At 49.4% G+C, this 16,493-nt stretch carries 16 protein-coding genes; 6 read left to right on the forward strand and 10 right to left on the reverse strand.

The features are described from left to right. Positions 1-85: 85 nt before the first annotated feature. The gene (speB, locus tag B152_RS0117920) at positions 86-1,057 is read left to right on the forward strand and encodes an agmatinase (protein WP_020593818.1); all 972 of its coding nucleotides are present in this window, start codon (positions 86-88) and stop codon (positions 1,055-1,057) included. Positions 1,058-1,121: 64 nt separating this feature from the next. Here the strand turns inward: speB and B152_RS0117925 are convergent, their stop codons facing one another. The 5 genes from B152_RS0117925 to B152_RS0117945 all read right to left on the reverse strand — a co-directional run bounded on the left by B152_RS0117925 (position 1,122) and on the right by B152_RS0117945 (position 5,401). Continuing rightward, entirely contained in the window at positions 1,122-1,580 is a 459-nt protein-coding gene (locus B152_RS0117925) for an Rrf2 family transcriptional regulator (RefSeq protein WP_020593819.1), read from the reverse strand. Positions 1,581-1,691: 111 nt separating this feature from the next. Further along, positions 1,692-2,480, reverse strand: a complete 789-nt coding sequence (gene otnI, locus B152_RS0117930; protein ID WP_020593820.1) for a 2-oxo-tetronate isomerase — start codon at positions 2,478-2,480, stop codon at positions 1,692-1,694. Positions 2,481-2,483: 3 nt separating this feature from the next. Continuing rightward, on the reverse strand, positions 2,484-3,404 hold the full coding sequence (locus tag B152_RS0117935) for an NAD(P)-dependent oxidoreductase (protein ID WP_020593821.1): 921 nt from the start codon (positions 3,402-3,404) through the stop codon (positions 2,484-2,486). Positions 3,405-3,574: 170 nt separating this feature from the next. Next, positions 3,575-4,576 carry a GlxA family transcriptional regulator gene (locus tag B152_RS0117940; protein ID WP_020593822.1) on the reverse strand — a complete coding sequence of 334 codons (1,002 nt, stop codon included), beginning with the start codon at positions 4,574-4,576 and terminating at the stop codon, positions 3,575-3,577. A 276-nt stretch (positions 4,577-4,852) separates the two neighbouring features. After that, the gene (locus tag B152_RS0117945; protein WP_211212241.1) at positions 4,853-5,401 is read right to left on the reverse strand and encodes an MEKHLA domain-containing protein; all 549 of its coding nucleotides are present in this window, start codon (positions 5,399-5,401) and stop codon (positions 4,853-4,855) included. 116 nt (positions 5,402-5,517) lie between these two features. Here B152_RS0117945 and B152_RS0117950 point away from each other — a divergent pair, with 116 nt between their 5' ends. Together B152_RS0117950 and B152_RS0117955 are read left to right on the forward strand one after the other, a co-directional pair. Beyond that, positions 5,518-6,411, forward strand: coding sequence for a choline/ethanolamine kinase family protein (locus B152_RS0117950; RefSeq protein ID WP_020593824.1), 894 nt, complete (start codon positions 5,518-5,520; stop codon positions 6,409-6,411). Positions 6,412-6,641: 230 nt separating this feature from the next. After that, positions 6,642-6,851 (forward strand): cold-shock protein, encoded by a 210-nt coding sequence (locus tag B152_RS0117955; RefSeq protein WP_020593825.1) that lies wholly within the window; start codon positions 6,642-6,644, stop codon positions 6,849-6,851. Between the two features lie 102 nt (positions 6,852-6,953). On the opposite strand, the gene B152_RS0117960 is transcribed toward B152_RS0117955, so the two are convergent. From B152_RS0117960 to B152_RS0117970, 3 genes are read right to left on the reverse strand one after another with little or no spacing between them, the layout of a single operon-like run. Next, positions 6,954-8,588 (reverse strand): thiamine pyrophosphate-binding protein, encoded by a 1,635-nt coding sequence (locus B152_RS0117960; RefSeq protein ID WP_020593826.1) that lies wholly within the window; start codon positions 8,586-8,588, stop codon positions 6,954-6,956. 46 nt (positions 8,589-8,634) lie between these two features. Beyond that, complete coding sequence (locus B152_RS0117965; protein ID WP_020593827.1) at positions 8,635-9,876, reverse strand: CaiB/BaiF CoA transferase family protein; 1,242 nt, start codon at positions 9,874-9,876, stop codon at positions 8,635-8,637. A gap of 45 nt (positions 9,877-9,921) precedes the next feature. Continuing rightward, complete coding sequence (locus B152_RS0117970) at positions 9,922-11,109, reverse strand: acyl-CoA dehydrogenase (RefSeq protein ID WP_020593828.1); 1,188 nt, start codon at positions 11,107-11,109, stop codon at positions 9,922-9,924. A gap of 258 nt (positions 11,110-11,367) precedes the next feature. Between B152_RS0117970 and gcvA the strand changes: the two genes are divergently transcribed. Then, a complete protein-coding gene (gcvA, locus tag B152_RS0117980) occupies positions 11,368-12,270 on the forward strand; it encodes a transcriptional regulator GcvA (protein WP_020593830.1) in 903 nt (300 codons plus the stop codon). Between the two features lie 151 nt (positions 12,271-12,421). On the opposite strand, the gene B152_RS0117990 is transcribed toward gcvA, so the two are convergent. After that, entirely contained in the window at positions 12,422-12,649 is a 228-nt protein-coding gene (locus tag B152_RS0117990; RefSeq protein ID WP_020593832.1) for a hypothetical protein, read from the reverse strand. A 244-nt stretch (positions 12,650-12,893) separates the two neighbouring features. Between B152_RS0117990 and B152_RS0117995 the strand changes: the two genes are divergently transcribed. Both B152_RS0117995 and B152_RS0118000 read left to right on the forward strand, forming a co-directional pair. Then, the gene (locus B152_RS0117995) at positions 12,894-14,240 is read left to right on the forward strand and encodes an NAD(P)/FAD-dependent oxidoreductase (protein ID WP_026261683.1); all 1,347 of its coding nucleotides are present in this window, start codon (positions 12,894-12,896) and stop codon (positions 14,238-14,240) included. Between the two features lie 63 nt (positions 14,241-14,303). Then, positions 14,304-15,590, forward strand: coding sequence for an NAD(P)/FAD-dependent oxidoreductase (locus B152_RS0118000; RefSeq protein ID WP_026261684.1), 1,287 nt, complete (start codon positions 14,304-14,306; stop codon positions 15,588-15,590). A gap of 40 nt (positions 15,591-15,630) precedes the next feature. Here the strand turns inward: B152_RS0118000 and B152_RS0118005 are convergent, their stop codons facing one another. Then, positions 15,631-16,389 carry a DeoR/GlpR family DNA-binding transcription regulator gene (locus tag B152_RS0118005; RefSeq protein WP_026261685.1) on the reverse strand — a complete coding sequence of 253 codons (759 nt, stop codon included), beginning with the start codon at positions 16,387-16,389 and terminating at the stop codon, positions 15,631-15,633. Positions 16,390-16,493 lie beyond the last annotated feature (104 nt).

Raw genomic sequence — 16,493 nt, forward strand, 5'->3', positions numbered from 1 at the left:
CTCCTCGTTTATGGACAAGATCAATCCTCCACCAGGGGGAAACCGCGCCCGATGATAACTTAATTCGACCTGGAGAATTAAAAATATGACAGAAATTTCTGGTGTAAATTCCGCCGGCGACAACGCCTTTACGGCCAAGAGCCTCTATGGAACTGACGTTGAGCCCATGTATTCCGGCGCAACCAGTTTCATGCGCCGAAAATACACCCGTGACCTGGCAGAAGCAGATGTTGCCATTTCCGGTATTCCCTATGACTGTGCAGTAACGGGACGCTCAGGCACACGACTTGGTCCGCAGGCTGTGCGACGCGCATCTTCCAACCTCTCCTGGGCCCCGCATTTCCCCTCTGGCCTGGATGTGTTCGAAGTTCTGGCGGTGGCAGATTATGGTGATCTGGTCCTTGATCCGGGTGAACCGATGCGTGTCCCCGAGGCAATTGAAGAGCATGCCCGCCGCATTCTTGCGACAGATACCGCCATGCTGACACTGGGCGGCGACCACTTTGTCACTTACCCGATCCTCAAGGCACATGCGGAAAAACATGGGCAGCTTGCCCTGATCCAGATTGATGCCCACTCCGATACCTGGGAAGAAGACCAGCAGCGTATTGACCATGGCACCATGTTCTATCACGCCGCAAAACAGGGCATTATTGACCCTTCTGCTTCAGCACAGGTGGGTATACGCACCCATAACGACAAGACCCATGGTTTTAACATTCTTCATGCTCCCTGGGTGCATGAAAATGGCCCAGAAGCCGTCGTTGCTGAAATCCGTCGTATTGTCGGCAATCGCAAAGCTTATCTGACTTTTGATATTGATTGCCTTGATCCGGCCTTTGCCCCGGGCACAGGCACACCGGTCACAGGCGGACTGACTCCTCATCAGGCCCTCACCATCCTCAGGGGACTGGAAGGTCTTGATATCGTTGGCGCGGATGTGGTTGAGGTTTCCCCATCCTATGACATCAGTGATATCACGGCCTTGGCAGGTGCTACGATGGCTTTTGAAATGCTGTATCTAATGGCGCGACGCAAGCAGCAGAAAAAAGGATAAACTACGCAAGTTAAATGGATTAAATGCAGGCAATATATCATTGTATTGCCTGCATTTTTTTGTTTCATGTGAGGCTTAGCGCACGCTGTAAATCCAGCCTGTTGTGCATAAGATCTTTGAGGGTATAACGATCAAGCACTTCAAAAAAAGCGACAATCGCTTCCCCCAAAATACCCTGTAGCTGACAATAGCCGTCAATCTGACAGCAGCCTTTCTTTTTGTCGAAGCATTCGACTATATCAAGATTGTCTTCCATATCGCGAACAACATCTCCGAGACCAATTGTATCCGGGGCACGGGCAAGCAGCATCCCGCCGTTTTTCCCCCGGATTGTCTTGAGGTATCCATCCTGGGAAAGCTGGTTGACGACCTTCATGAGGTGGTTACGAGAAATACTGTATCGTTCTGAAATCTCGGAAATTGTCGAAAGGCTGTCACCCTTTAATCCGACAAAAATCAGCACCCGCAAAGAGTAGTCTGTATAGGTCGTCAATCGCATGTGCTGTTTGGGCCCTTGTGCCATTTATCGTGTCTGGTCCACATAGTTGGATATGGGGGCAACAACGACAAGTATCAAATCAGAAAGTTATCAAGGGAGTATATTTGATCAGCTGGAGTGAGAAAACTGATCTTTTCAGTCGAAAATTCTTCTGGCTTCTTTCAGCCATGATAATCCGGCTTTGGTGTCCCCTCGGGGAATGTACTCACAACCAATCCAGCCCCTGTAGGACAAGCGAGATAACTCCCTGAATATCCAGGTATAGTTTACTTCTCCTTCATCAGGCTCATGACGGTCGGGAACACTTGCAAGCTGGATGTGTTCAACATAGGACAGCTGCTGTCGGATCAGGCTGGTCAGATCCCCCTCCATAATCTGGGCATGAAAAAAGTCCAACTGCAGGCGAAGGTTTTTATAACCGAGGTTGTTAATGATCTCACGTGCCTGGGCCTGGCGGGAAAGGATATATCCTGGAAAAGATCGGGTATTGATTGGCTCGAGCAAAATAGAAACAGCGTGGGGGGCTGCCCTTTCTGCTGCATAGGCGATATTTTGTGTATAGATTTCAAAATTTTGTTCAAAAGAATGTGTTTCAGGGCAGATGCCTGCCATAACATGAATGTTCCGGCAGTCGAGGGCCCTGGCATAGTCAAGTGCAAGATCTATCCCTTCCCGAAATTCTGTTTCTCTTCCGGGAAGTCCAGCAATACCTCTTTCCCCAAGATCCCAATTACCCGGTGGCGCATTAAACAGAACCTGCTTCAGGTTTTCTGTATCGAGCCTGTCTTTGAGCGTTTCCGGTGACCAGGCGTAAGGAAAGAGAAACTCCACCCCTTCAAAGCCACAGTCGCGTGCTGCTTTAAAACGTTCCAGGAAGGGCAGTTCGGTGAAAAGCATAGTCAGGTTCGCGGCAAAACGTATCATCGATTAGTCGTTCTTCCGTTCAGATTGCAGGTTTTCCAGCATGCAGATAAAACCGGACTGATCATGTTGCCCCAATCCCTGAGCCAGCATTTCTTCCCATAATTCGGCATTTTTGGATAAGCCGGGCAGTGTTACACCGGACTGACTGGCCAGATCCAGGGCCTGATGGACGTCTTTTAACTGGATTGTTGCTGTCGCACCGGGTTGAAAGGCCCGGTCAATCATGCGTTGACCATGCAGATCAAGGATACGACTGTCAGCGAAGCCTCCTTTCAAAGCCTTTTGCACCTTGCCAAGATCAGCTCCGGCGGCGCGCGCCAGAACCAGTGCCTCGGCAACTGCATCAATTGTCATGGCGACAATCATCTGGTTGGCTGTTTTGGTGATTTGTCCGGTACCACTTGGCCCTATGTGATTGATATTCTTTCCCAGAACCTCAAACAGTGGACACGCACGCAGAAAACCCTCTTCAGAACCTCCAACCATAATGGAGAGGCTGCCTTCTTCCGCACCGACAGCCCCGCCGCTGACCGGAGCATCCAGATAACAGGCCCCTTTTTGTTGGACTAATGCGGCGATGGAACGGGTGTTCATCACCTGGCTGGTCCCCATATCAATCACAAGGGTACCCGGGAGCAATCCGGCAAGAATACCGTGATCTCCGTGGATCACATCTTCAAGTGCAGCGGTATCACTGACACAAACCAGAAGAGTTCCTCTGTCTATCTTTTCTGCTGTTTGAGCGGCAGAAGAACAGTAGATCATTCCTGATCGTTCCAGCTCAGCAAGCCTGGAGCGATTACGACCATGGATATAGACCTCAGCCCCGGCATTTTTGAGCCGGGTTGCCATTGGTCGTCCCATTTTGCCCAATCCGATGATGCCAACCTTTTGTCCGGATAGAGGGTTCAATTGAAGAGCCATTTATTCATCCTGCAGATTTTCACAAATTGCATAATTTCCAGTAGCTTTTCCACTGGAAATTCTTAGAAAATCTGACGGATGAGAGCATTATCTGATCAGAATCGCAAGTCAGTTTGTAAAGTGCTTCACGCTTCCGCTTTTATATATCCGGCCAGATTATAACTGGTAAACTACCCCAGTCTGGAGATGCGATCTTCTTTTGGGGTTGATCCGAAGAAACCGCGGTATGCCCTTGAAAAATAAGAAAAAGAAGTGAATCCACAAGCAACGGCTACTTCACTTACAGGCAAGGCAGTCTGTCGCAAGAGCGCACGGGCTTTTTTTAGGCGCAACCGTTTGTAATAGCGTTTTGGGCTGCAATCCAGATGGCGAGAAAAGAGGCGTTCAAGCTGCCTTTTGGAGCTGCCGATTTCTTCTGCTATCTCTTCGGCTGACATAAGCATTTCCAGATTTTCTTCCATTATCCGGACTGCTTCAGCCAATTTTCCGGACATCTTCTGAAGTGTCAGATTACGTTGGCGCAATGGCACGGCCGCTGCGCCACGTACTTCGTAGTTAAAGGCTTCTGCCACCTGACCTGCAACCTCAGCCCCGCACTGGTGGTCAATGACCCTGAGGACCATATCAAGGCAAGCCGCACGACCTGTGCAGGTAACGCGTTTTCGATCCCAGTAAAACAAGGCTTCCTTGATATGAACTTCAGGAAAAAGTTCGCGAAAGCTGTCGTGATACGACCAGGGAACTGCACAGTCAAATCCGTTCAGGAGGTTAGCATTGGCAAGCTCGTAACAGGCGCCGCCGATTGCACCGAGATATACATCCTGACGATCCAGACGCTTCAGCCAGTTGGACAGCAGGACAGAGCGTCCGGTGTTAATTCCCCATTCCCCATAGATCAGGGCGAGGTCGAGAGCTTCATCTTCGCCGATCTGCATTTGAGGATGGAGGATAAAACCGTCTTCAAGATCAATAGATTTCCCATCCAGTGTTGCAATACGCCAGTGAAAAGCAGCGTACCCGGTGACAGCATTGGCCGTTTTCAAGGCCTGGATCATCAGACTGACATCAAGGGAAGCTGTCCCGGGTAAAACGACAAGAACAATGCGTTGTAAATCACGTTTGATGTTCTTGCGGTTCACTGTGTGATCCGAGCTATAGACCTTGAACTGCATCTGGTATCTCCTAACCGCTTCGGGTCAACTCAAGCCCCTAATCTTGTTTTCAGCAGGAATTTTGCATCCAGCAGGGACATTACTTGTTTTATGGTTTCATGAACAATCCAGCAGGTAAACTTCGAATAACTCACAGATCAGATGGTTTTACTCACTGGATGTAAAAAGTCCGGGTAGATATCAACCAAAATTTTTGACTGTGATTTGGTTCGGGTTCAGCTATCAAGAAAACAAAAACCATATTCACGTCGCTTTATATCCTATACGCGACTTAATTCAATCGCAAAAATACCATTCACTAAATGTTGCCGCCTGCCCTGTCTTTCCGTTGTTAAACGCGGGAACGGACCAGATAATTGCATTCCGGATCATAAATCGCCGTCCTTTACTGGAGATTCTGATACCCTGATAATTGTCGATATATCCTTTCACCTTTGCCTGTTCGAGCATCGATGAGCGATCGTTTCGCTCCTGGGGTTCGGCGGTGTAACGCGAGGGTGTGCCGATAAATTCATCCCAGGTCATGTCCCACAACTCCAGTGCTGCCCGGTTGCCATAATTCAGCAAAGGGTCTTCACATCCATCATGGGACACAATGATCTGTGGAGCGGAAAACAGCTGTTGCCCCACCGTGAGATCATCTCCTGTCCCAAGTTGTTCTTGCCGAAGAGGAAACAGATCGCGGCCAGTAGCCAGTTTAAAGCTTTTGACTAACCGTACGCCATGGTCCTCAATAAATTTATGGTGTTTATCCACGAGCAGAATGTCCTTAGTTTTTGAATTACTTTTTATAAAACAACACATGTACACACTGTGCATTGTCATCAAGCTGGTGATGTCCTGATAATTTGTCTATATAAACATTAAATAAATTACGGGTTAGATCAGGGCTTCATTTATTGTGGGACAACATGTTTCCTTCATCTCAAGAGATTCTACAAATGATTGATGAAATCCCCTTTTTAAATAAAATCCCGAGAAGACAATTAACATTTTCTCCTTTGGGGGGACTGTCTAACTACAATATTCTTGTTTCTGTAGCCGCTGATGCCCCTGCATCATCTGTTATGCTGCACCTGCCTGATAAATTTGTCTTGCGGCTTCCCGGAGAAGACGGTCATCTTTTTGTTAATCGCGCTCATGAAAAACACAATGCCACGATTGCTGAACAGCTCGGTTTAAATAGCAAGATCCTCTATTTTTCGCCTGAAGGAGTACAGCTGAGCCATTATCTTTCAACCGCGACGGTTTTAGAGAGAAGCTCTTTTTCCAATAACCAGCAATTGAGCCGCATTGCGACAGCTTTTCAGAAGTTACACAGTTCTGATCAGTTGTTTGTCAATGATTTTTCACCCCTGGATACACTCTGGAAGTATTTGCACCAGGCAGAGGAAATGAAAATTGATCTTTCACCGGAACTTCTCGATATTTGTAAAAAGATAACCAGACGGGCCAGAGAAATTGAAAAATATATGGTCCCTTCCCACTGCGACCCTGTGGCTGGAAATCTTCTGGATGACGGGACAAAAGTTTATATGATTGATTGGGAGTATTCTGGCAATGCCAATCCTATGTGGGATCTCGCTTACCTCGCCTTAACAGAAGAACTCTCTCCTGAAAAACAGAATGTATTACTGTATCATTACTTTGAGGGAGAGATTCCAGAGAACCAAAAGTACAGCTTTTTGGTGAACTTCTGCCTGTCAGGGGTAATTTCCGCACTCTGGGGTTTTATCCGACACGATTTGGGGAACAGTAACTTTAACTATAAACACTACGCTCAAAGCTTAGTCATCAAATCTCAAAGACAATTCGAAGAGATCGAGGCTATATAATACGGCATTACTGTTGTCGTTATATGAAAAATGCAATTTTTTGCCGCTTAAAATGCTGTTCCCACTTGCACTTATTCGCAGTTCATGGATAAATAAAGCATGGTTTTAAAAGTCCCGGCGTTCCTCTGCCTGCCCTACACTGGTCACTGAAGAAGATTCCCGGCCTTGCCGAACCCTTATCCGCGGCTTAGATGGCCGTCACACTAGAATTGTTATTAGGAGTCACTTCAATGGCGACTGGCGTAGTTAAATGGTTTAACTCTACCAAAGGTTTTGGCTTTATCGAGCCTGATGCTGGTGGGGACGATGCTTTCGTTCATATCTCTGCAGTTGAGCGTGCAGGCCTGCAGGGTCTAAACGAAGGTCAGCGCGTAGAGTTCGAACTTGAGCGCGGCCGTAACGGTAAAATGGCAGTTTCTACAATTGCTGTTGCCGAATAATATCAGGTGTAATACCGGGCATTGATCTGTTTAAAGCAATGCGAAATACAAAAAGGGCGTTCTTCCGAACGCCCTTTTTGCTTGGGTAACCGCAGAAGGGGCTTAATCCCAGAGATTGGGGACTTTGACATGAATGAGGGATGGCAGGTTACTGGCTTTGGAACGCTCAAAAGCTGCCGCAAACTGTTCAGCACTATCGACTGTTTCTGCATGGGCACCATAGGCACGGGCCAGAGCGGCAAAATCCGGGTTGCGTAAAGCTGTCGAGATCACCCGGTCCGGATATTCACGTTCCTGATGCATCCTGATCGTTCCAAAACATTCATTATCTACCACGATAATAATAACCGCTGCGCCATACTGCACAGCGGTCGAAATCTCCTGCCCGTTCATCATAAAGCAACCGTCACCGGCAAAGGTAACAACCGTACGTTCCGGCGCTGAAATTTTGGCCGCTATTCCAGCAGGAACACCATAGCCCATCGCACCGGATGTTGGGGCAAGCTGGCTGGGGTAGGAAGTGAACTGATAGAAACGTTGTCCCCAGACAGTATAGTTCCCCGCACCGTTGGTAATAATGGCATCGTTGGGAAGGTTTTCTCTCAGATAACTGCTGATCTTATGCATGGGGAAGTCTTTGATGCCCAGCTGCACATTCATGAAATCAAGATAATCAGTACGGGCCTGAGCAAGACCTTTCTGCCATACCGGATTTTTTATCGGTTCCAGTTTTCTGGCTGCACGGGCAAAAGCGGTCAGGTCGCTCTGGATTGCCAGCTCGGCACGATATACCCGGTTCAATTCTTCTGCCCCCGGCAGAATATGAACCAGTTTCTGTTTGGTGTTGGGGCTGTCAAGTAAGCTGTAACCACTGGTGGTCATCTCTCCCAGACGCGGACCCACAGCGATAAGAAGGTCAGCTTCCTGAACTCTTGCAGCCAGTTTAGGATTTGGGGAAATACCGACTTCCCCGATATAGAGTTCATGGTGGTTGTCAAAGCTGTCCTGTCGCCGGAAAGCACAGGATACAGGAAGACGGTTGTCCTCGGCAAAACGAGTGATCCCCGCACTCGCTTCTGGTGTCCAGCTGCCTCCACCGATAAGCAGCAGGGGACGTTGTGCTTCGGATAAAAGACCCCGGAACTGCTCCATGTCTTCCGGTCGTGGAGCAGAAGCGACCTTTTTGTAGGCAGGAGCATCAGCGACTTCAGCAAACTCAGTCAGCATATCTTCTGGAAGAGCAAGCACGACAGGCCCGGGGCGGCCTGAAGTGGCCGTATGAAAAGCCCGGTTGAGATATTCTGGGATACGTTCTGCGGTCTCGATCTGGGCAACCCACTTGGCCATCTGGCCAAACATGCGGCGGTAATCAATTTCCTGAAAAGCTTCCCGTTCTTCCTGATGACGGGCAACCTGTCCAATAAACAGGATCATCGGCGTGGAATCCTGAAAGGCCGTGTGTACACCAATGGAAGCGTTGGTTGCGCCGGGGCCCCGGGTTACAAAACAGATCCCCGGCTTGCCCTTAAGCTTGCCATAAGCTTCTGCCATGTAGGCCGCTCCGCCTTCCTGGCGACAGGTCACAACCTTGATATCATCTTTCAGGTCATAGAGTGCATCCAGTACAGCAAGATAACTTTCACCCGGAACGCAAAACGCTGTATCGACACCATGTCCTTTGAGGCCCTGCGCCAGGATTTCGCCACCGGTACGTTTTTTCAATGTTACTGCTGTCATGATTATCTTCCATTGATCTTGGTGATTTTGGCTTCAGATTACATCTTCAGGCAATCGCGCCAACGCGGCGTAGCTTAGCAATTTCCTCGCTGCTTGCCTGCAGCAGCTCTTTTAACACTTCATCTGTATGTTGTCCGAGCATAGGGGGCGGCCTTTCTGCACCTGACCGGGATTGTGAAAACCGCATCGGTGTCGAGACCAGATCCTGCCGGGTTCCACTCGGGTGCGGGTAGTTTTTGAGAATACCACGCTGCTTCAGATGGGGATCGGCAAAAACCTGGGAGAGATCATTGATTGGACCAGCAGGAACACTGGCACCTTCAAGAGAGCGAACCCAATGTGCCGTTGTTTTCTGACGCAAAATTTCGGCGACCATAGGCACCAGTATTTCCCGATTTTCAACCCGTAAGCTGTTGGTTGAGAACCGCTGGTCCTGGGCAAGGTCGTCTGCCCCGGCAACCTTGCAGAATTCAACAAACTGCCGGTCATTTCCAACGGCCAGGATCATGTAACCATCACTGGTGCCAAAGACCTCATAGGGCGAGATATTGGGATGCGCGTTGCCCCGTCGTTGCGGGACTTTTCCGGATACCAGATAATTAGTGGCCTGATTGGCCAGCATCGCCGTCTGACAGTCCATCAGCGCAATATCGATATGATCACCCTTGCCACTGCGTTCACGTTTAAACAATGCTGCCAGAATGGCTGAAAGCCCGTACATGCCGCTAAAGACATCCACTACGGCAACACCAACCTTCATCGGCTGGCGATCAGTTTCGCCCGTGATGCTCATCAAACCACCCATACCCTGGATCATCAGATCGTACCCTGCTTTTTCTGCATAGGGTCCTGTTTGACCAAACCCGGTAATGGAGCAATAGACCAGACGGGGATTAATCGCAGAGAGGCTTTGATAATCAAGACCGTATTTTTTCAGGCCACCGACCTTGAAATTCTCGATCACAATATCGCTTTTACAGGCAAGATCCTGAAGGATCTTCTGCCCTTCCGGTCTGGTCATGTCTATGGCGAGGGATCTTTTGCCTCGGTTCGCTGCCATGTAATAGGCTGACTCTCCGGTGTTTTCCCCTTCGGGTGACTGAATGAAAGGTGGGCCCCAGGCGCGGGTGTCATCCCCTGCCCCCGGGCGCTCGACCTTGATCACATCAGCACCGAGATCAGCCAAAGATTGACCAACCCATGGCCCGGCGAGTACTCGTGAAAGGTCAAGGACCCTGATCCCCTCTAGCGGGGCGCTGCCTTGATCTGCAGCATTAAGATCACTCAATCGATTTCTCCTGACAGTGAGAGGGGATGTCGGTTTGAGTGACGATTACATAAAGGCCTGCAGGCCGGTCTGGGCCCGGCCAAGGATCAGCGCATGAACATCATGGGTGCCTTCATAGGTATTGACGGCCTCAAGGTTCATGACATGGCGGATCACATGATATTCATCTGACACACCATTGCCACCATGCATGTCGCGGGCTATGCGGGCGATATCAAGTGATTTGCCACAGGAATTGCGTTTGATCAGCGAGATCAGTTCCGGTGCAATAATACCATCATCAAACAGCCGTCCTGCCCGCAAACAGCCCTGAAGGCCAAGAGAAATTTCTGTCTGCATATCCGCCAGTTTTTTCTGGACCAGCTGGGTCTGTGCCAGAGGACGATCAAACTGTTTGCGATCCAGCGTGTACTGACGGGCTGCATGCCAGCAGAATTCTGCAGCACCAAGGGCGCCCCAGGCAATCCCGTAACGTGCCCGGTTCAGGCAACCAAAAGGTCCTTTCAGGCCAGTTACTTCCGGGAACATGTTCTCTTCAGGCACGAAGACATTATCCATGGCAATCTCACCCGTTACCGAAGCCCGAAGACTGAACTTTCCTTCGATCTTGGGAGTGCTGAGACCCTTCATGCCCCGCTCGAGAACAAAGCCGCGGATGATCCCCTCATCATTCTTGGCCCAAACCACCATCACATCAGAAATCGGTGAATTGGTGATCCACATCTTGGCCCCGGAAAGTTCGTATCCGCCTTTGACCTTGCGCGCCCGGGTTTTCATGCTGCCGGGATCAGACCCGGCATCCGGTTCTGTCAGGCCAAAGCATCCGACATATTCTCCCGTTGCCAGTTTGGGCAGATACTTTTGTTTCTGCTCTTCGGACCCATAGGCATAGATCGGATGCATAACCAAAGAAGACTGGACCGACATGGCGGAACGATAACCGCTGTCTACCCGTTCTACTTCTCGGGCAATCAGGCCGTAGCTGGTATAGTTCACCCCGGCACAACCGTACCCGTCAATGGTGGCCCCCAGGAACCCCAGTTCGCCCATTTCATTCATGATCTCGCGATCAAAAATTTCATTGCGATTGGCCTCAAGAACACGTGGCATCAGCTTTTCCTGAGCGTAGGCATGGGCACTGTCGCGCACCATGCGTTCTTCATCGGTTAACTGGGCGTCGAGCAAAAAGGGATCTTCCCATGAAAATTTACCGAGTTTGGCAGATGCTGACATTGTGTTCATTTCCTGTTCTGTGCTTATCAGAAAATATTCTGATCCAGCTTGGTCATCTTCAGCCGTGGTCCAAACAGTATCCGAAACATGAGGACCGCTTTAGGCAGAATATTGTGATTATCATTCTGTGCCGGGTTGCGGGCAAAGGCCAATGATATATTTTCTCAATGTCATTCATTAAACTCATGACTGACTGTTTGTCGCGCGATAGACTGTTTCTTTGGATTCCTGATCCCAACTGGCGAGTTTAAACCATTGATGTACCGTTATGTCCCTTCCCTGACTGCTTTGCGGACTTTTGAATCTTCTGCCCGGCATATGAGCTTTACGAAAGCGGCCGAAGAACTGAATGTGACACAGAGCGCCGTCAGCCGCCAAATCCGTCAACTGGAAGATGAATTGGGCATCCGGTTGTTTGAGCGCGTACGACAACGCCTTGTTCTTACTGAAGCAGGTGCAAGTTATGTTGAGGAAGTCAGATCTGGCCTCAACCACCTCAAAGCTGCGACGCTTAACCTTCTGGCCTATCAGGGTGTCGGTGGAGAGTTGTTGCTTGCTTGCCTGCCGACTTTTGGCAGTCGATGGTTGATCCCGCGTCTGGGGCGCTTCACCTCGCAACACCCGGAAATCAATGTCAATCTCATCACCCGGATCGAGGCTTTTAATTTTGAAAGTGAAAATATTGATGCGGCGATCCATTTTGGCGATGCGAACTGGCCGGGAGCAATAACGGACAAGTTGATGGGAGAAGAAATGATCCCGGTTTGCAATCCGACCTTGATGGAACGAGGCCAGGGACTGCACAAGCCGAATGATCTGCGCCACCACACTCTTTTACAATTGCGCTCCCGTCCCTACGCCTGGCAGGAGTGGCTCAAAGGTGCTGATGCGCAGGATATCAATCCTGCTGCTGGTCCCAAATTTGAGCAGTTTCATATGATTATCAATGCCGCATTAAGTGGTCTGGGCATAGCACTTCTCCCCGCATTTCTGATCCGTGAGGAACTGAGCAAGGGGTTGTTGATCCAGCCCTTCGAGCACAGTATTCGTGGCAAAAATGCCTACTATCTGGTCTATCCTGAAAAAAAACGCGGACTTCCCCGGCTTCAGACTTTCAGACGATGGCTCCTGAGAGAGGCTTCCAAACATCAGTCTGAATAGGTGTTTTCAGGACGTCATCACAGATAAAGGCTTAAAATTCCCCAGATATAAAGTGGCATAGGTACCAGCAACCAAATAAGTGTGACGGCAGATACTTTCATCATCATCTGATCTTGTTTTTCCATAGGGCTTCTCCTAAGCTAAAACTTTATCAATTTCCCATAACAAATTGATAAAGAACAACTATACTTCCGACATAAACCACAGATATGCCTGTGATGTATGCCCATTTTGCGTTTGCGATAAAGAATGTCACAACAGGATCAAGGACCTGACGACGAACAGTAAGTCCCTCCCGGTAGAACCCGTCAATCATCAGGGTAAAGAGCAAAAACCAGGCAATGGTCATAATCTCTGCAATGATTACTATGTAAGCCATCTGCTGCTCCTTGTGATTTTAATCATCATAATATGTATTTAATATACATGTTATAGCAATCAAGAGCCATGAGGCAAAGGCGCAAGTTGTCGCAGTCAGATGTAAAACGATCTTTTGAAAAATTTGCCCCCCCCCCTAAAGGAAGCATCAGATCAGTCTTGACGTTATTCTTTGCTTGTACTGTGATGCTGAGGAACTTTTCAGTGCCAATCTGCTGCCCTCTGTAAACAGAAAGCCCTCCATCATGAAGTATCTCTACCATCCAGAAGCCTTTTCGCCGTCTAACTGGGCCAAGAGTTACTGGATGGATAGTGCTCCCGAGATCGCGCCTTTTCCTGCTCTGGACAAGGATGACAGTTGTGAGATTGCCGTTATTGGCAGTGGCTACAGCGGGATGATGGCAGCCTATCACCTGCAACAACGGCACGGAGTTGAGGTCAGAGTACTTGAGGCAGCACAACCTGGGTGGGGGGCTTCTGGCCGCAATGGCGGCTTCTGCTGTATGGGTGCTGCAAAACTGAGTTATCAGCAAATTATTGGTCGCTACGGCCTGGATAATGCCAGGGCCTTTTTCCAAATCCAAAAAGAGTCTGTCGCCTTTGTCGGATCGTTTCTTGATGAGCATCAGATTGCTGCTGATCAAACCGGTCAGGGAGAGATATCGCTTGCCCACAAAGCTTCAATAATGGAGGACTTTCGCCGTGAACAGAACTTCCTGAGATCCACTTTTACTCATGAGACGCATCTGCTTACAGCAGATCAATTGAAGGAACAGGGGTTGAAATCCTCGCTTTTCGGCGGGCTGCACAACCCCGTAGGATTTGGGCTCCACCCCTTGAAATATGCCAGGGGGCTTGCCGAAGAACTTCGTCAGAAAAATGTAAAAATTTATGGTGACAGTCCGGTACTCAGATGGCGACGTGATGGAAAGTACCATATCCTGCAAACGCCCAATGGTTCTCTCAAGGCCACACAGGTCGTCCTGGCAACAAACGGCTACACTCCTGAAGATCTCTCTGAAGATGCCAGGGGAAAGCTGTTGCCAGCCCTGTCCAGTATCCTTGTCACCCGTCCATTGAGTGAAATCGAAATCAAACAGCAGGGCTGGCACAGCACAACAACAGTTTATGACAGCCGCATACTGCTGCATTATTTCCGTCTCTTGCCGGATGGCAGATTTCTTTTCGGCGGGCGTGGCGGCACGGATGCTTCTCCCGAGGGCAGGCAAGCTGCAGAAAAACACCTGCGGTATGATTTTGAGAAAATGTTCCCCGAATGGGCCTCAGTAGAGCACACCCATTTCTGGCAAGGTTTTGTCTGCCTTACCAATGACCTCATTCCCTATATCGGCCCCCTGAATATGGACCGCTCTGCCTGGGCGGCACTGGCGTATCACGGCAATGGTGTTGCTATGGCAAGTTGGGCCGGACAGGCACTTGCGGATGAAATTGTCGGCAAAGACAAGGGCCGCTCCTCTGCTTTACCGGCAATGCTAAACAGGAATTTCTCTCGCTTTCCGCTGCCACCACTTCGGTTGGCCTATCTCAAGGCTGCCTACCTTTATTATCAGTTGAAAGATGAGTGGTTCTGAGAAGCCACCGGTAAAAGTTTTTCTCTCTTCTTGCCCTCCCCTCTGTACAAAGCTTTTGAAACCATGACCTATCCTGATACCTATTACAGCCGCACGGCAATCGATGTCTCACAGCGACCTTCCCTGACAGAAACACTATCGGCAGATGTCTGTATTATTGGCGGTGGTCTTGCCGGGCTGAGTTGCGCGCAGGAACTGATTAACCGGGGTAAAAGTGTCGTCGTTCTTGAATCCAGGCGTGTGGCCTGGGGGGCATCAGGCCGCAACGGTGGTTTCGTCACAGCTGGTTTCGCCGGAGGAGAAGAGCTTGCCGAGCAACGGCTTGGTATGACAGGGGCTAAACAACTGTTCGATCTGTCACGCGAGGGTGTTGATATTGTCAGGAACAATATTCAAACTTTGAACCTTAAGGAAACCTCCCCTTCCCCGGGAAAGATATCTGTTATTCGCTATCACGACCCGGATAGCCTGCAACGATATTGTGATAAAATGGCCCGGGATTACGGTCATGAACTAACCTACCTCTCAAAAGCCGACCTGCCGGACTATATGAATACGGATCGCTATCATCAGGGGTATCTGGATAATCAGGGTTTCCACTTTCACCCCCTGAACTATTGCCTTGGGCTGGCCAGAGTAATCGAGCAACGCGGTGGAAAAATATTTGAGGACTGTGAAGTCCTTTCTATGGATCAGGACAGCCCAGTCAAATCTGTCACAACTGCCAGGGGCAAAGTAAACGCCCAGGATATTGTTCTTTGTGGCGGCGGTTATTCAGGTAAGGTTTTCGATAAAGTCAGGCGATCACTTCTGCCGATTACGACCTATGTTGTTGTCACCGAAAAAATTGGGCCTTTACTGCAAGAATGTATCAAAACCGGTGCGGCAATCCTTGATGATCGTATGGCTTCTGACTATTACCGCATTGTCGATGAAGACAGGCTGCTGTGGGGTGGTAGGGTTACAACCAGAACCAGTGAACCCAAAGATCTAGCCGCGTTACTCAGACAAGACATGCTTGATGTTTATCCGGCTCTGGCGGGAGTGAAAATTGAAACTGCTTGGTCCGGTTTGATGGCCTATGCTCGTCACAAAATGCCCTATATAGGTGAAATCAAACCGGGTGTCTGGACCTGTACTGCTTTTGGGGGACACGGCATGAATACCGCACCGATTGGCGGACGTTTGATTGCTGAAGCCATTACAGGGGAAAGCTCAAGATATAAACTTTTTAAAGCGTTTGATCTGCAGTGGAATGGCGGTCCTGCTGGACCTTTGGTGGCTCAATCCGTTTATTGGGGCTTAAAGCTTACCGATTGGTGGAACGAAAGAAAGTCAGTCACCCGTTAATTTTTTTTCAGAAAACGGCATTCGGAAAAACCGGGAACAGTCAACTGGCCACGAACCACTCGACATCAAGGGAATCAAGAGCCTCGACCAGATCTTTTGGCGGCTCCTGATCTGTAACCAACAGATCCATTTCACCCAGTTCAGCCAGATGGACAATACCTTTGCGTTCAAATTTTGTGTGATCCACGGCGACAATAACCCGCTCAGCCCGGTCCATTACCGCCCGACAGAATTCTTTTTCGCTCAAGCGAAAGTCCATCAATCCGCCAGCCGTGACGGCACCGATTGAAAACACGGCCGTCTGAACGCGGAAATTCTTAATGAAATCAATTGCCGTAGGGCCGACAGCCGCGGCATCATCGGTTCGTAACAATCCCCCCGCCATATAGACTTCATTCCCCGGCCCACTGACCAAAGTGCGAGAAATCTCGGCAGAGTTGGTCAGGATGACAAGATCACGATGATCACACAGGGCGCGGGCAACATAATTTGTTGTCGAACCGGGGTGCAGAAAAACCGTTTCTCCATCTTCAATCAGCCGCGCTACTGCCTTGGCAATTTTTACCTTAGCATCCATATTTTCCTGCATGCGCTGATGAAATGGTGGCTCCTTGATATCATCTGGCATGGTAACCTTGCCGTGGGTCTTGATCACCAGCCCCTCAGCCACCATCGGCTTGATATCACGGCGAATGGTTTCTTCTGAAACAGACAGGGAGGCTGCAATTTCAGACACAGCACAGGTTCCCTTCAGACGGATAGCCCGCATGATTTCCTGTTGACGAGAAGATGCTGACATAAAACCCTCACAATGCGATAGAGAACCACTTTCTTTATGAAGTCATCTCCCTCGCAACGCAAGATAGAAAGCTCAATTCCCACATTATTCCCAAATATATGGCA

The sequence above is a fragment of the Kiloniella laminariae DSM 19542 genome, assembly GCF_000374005.1.
Classification (GTDB): Bacteria; Pseudomonadota; Alphaproteobacteria; order Kiloniellales; family Kiloniellaceae; genus Kiloniella; species Kiloniella laminariae.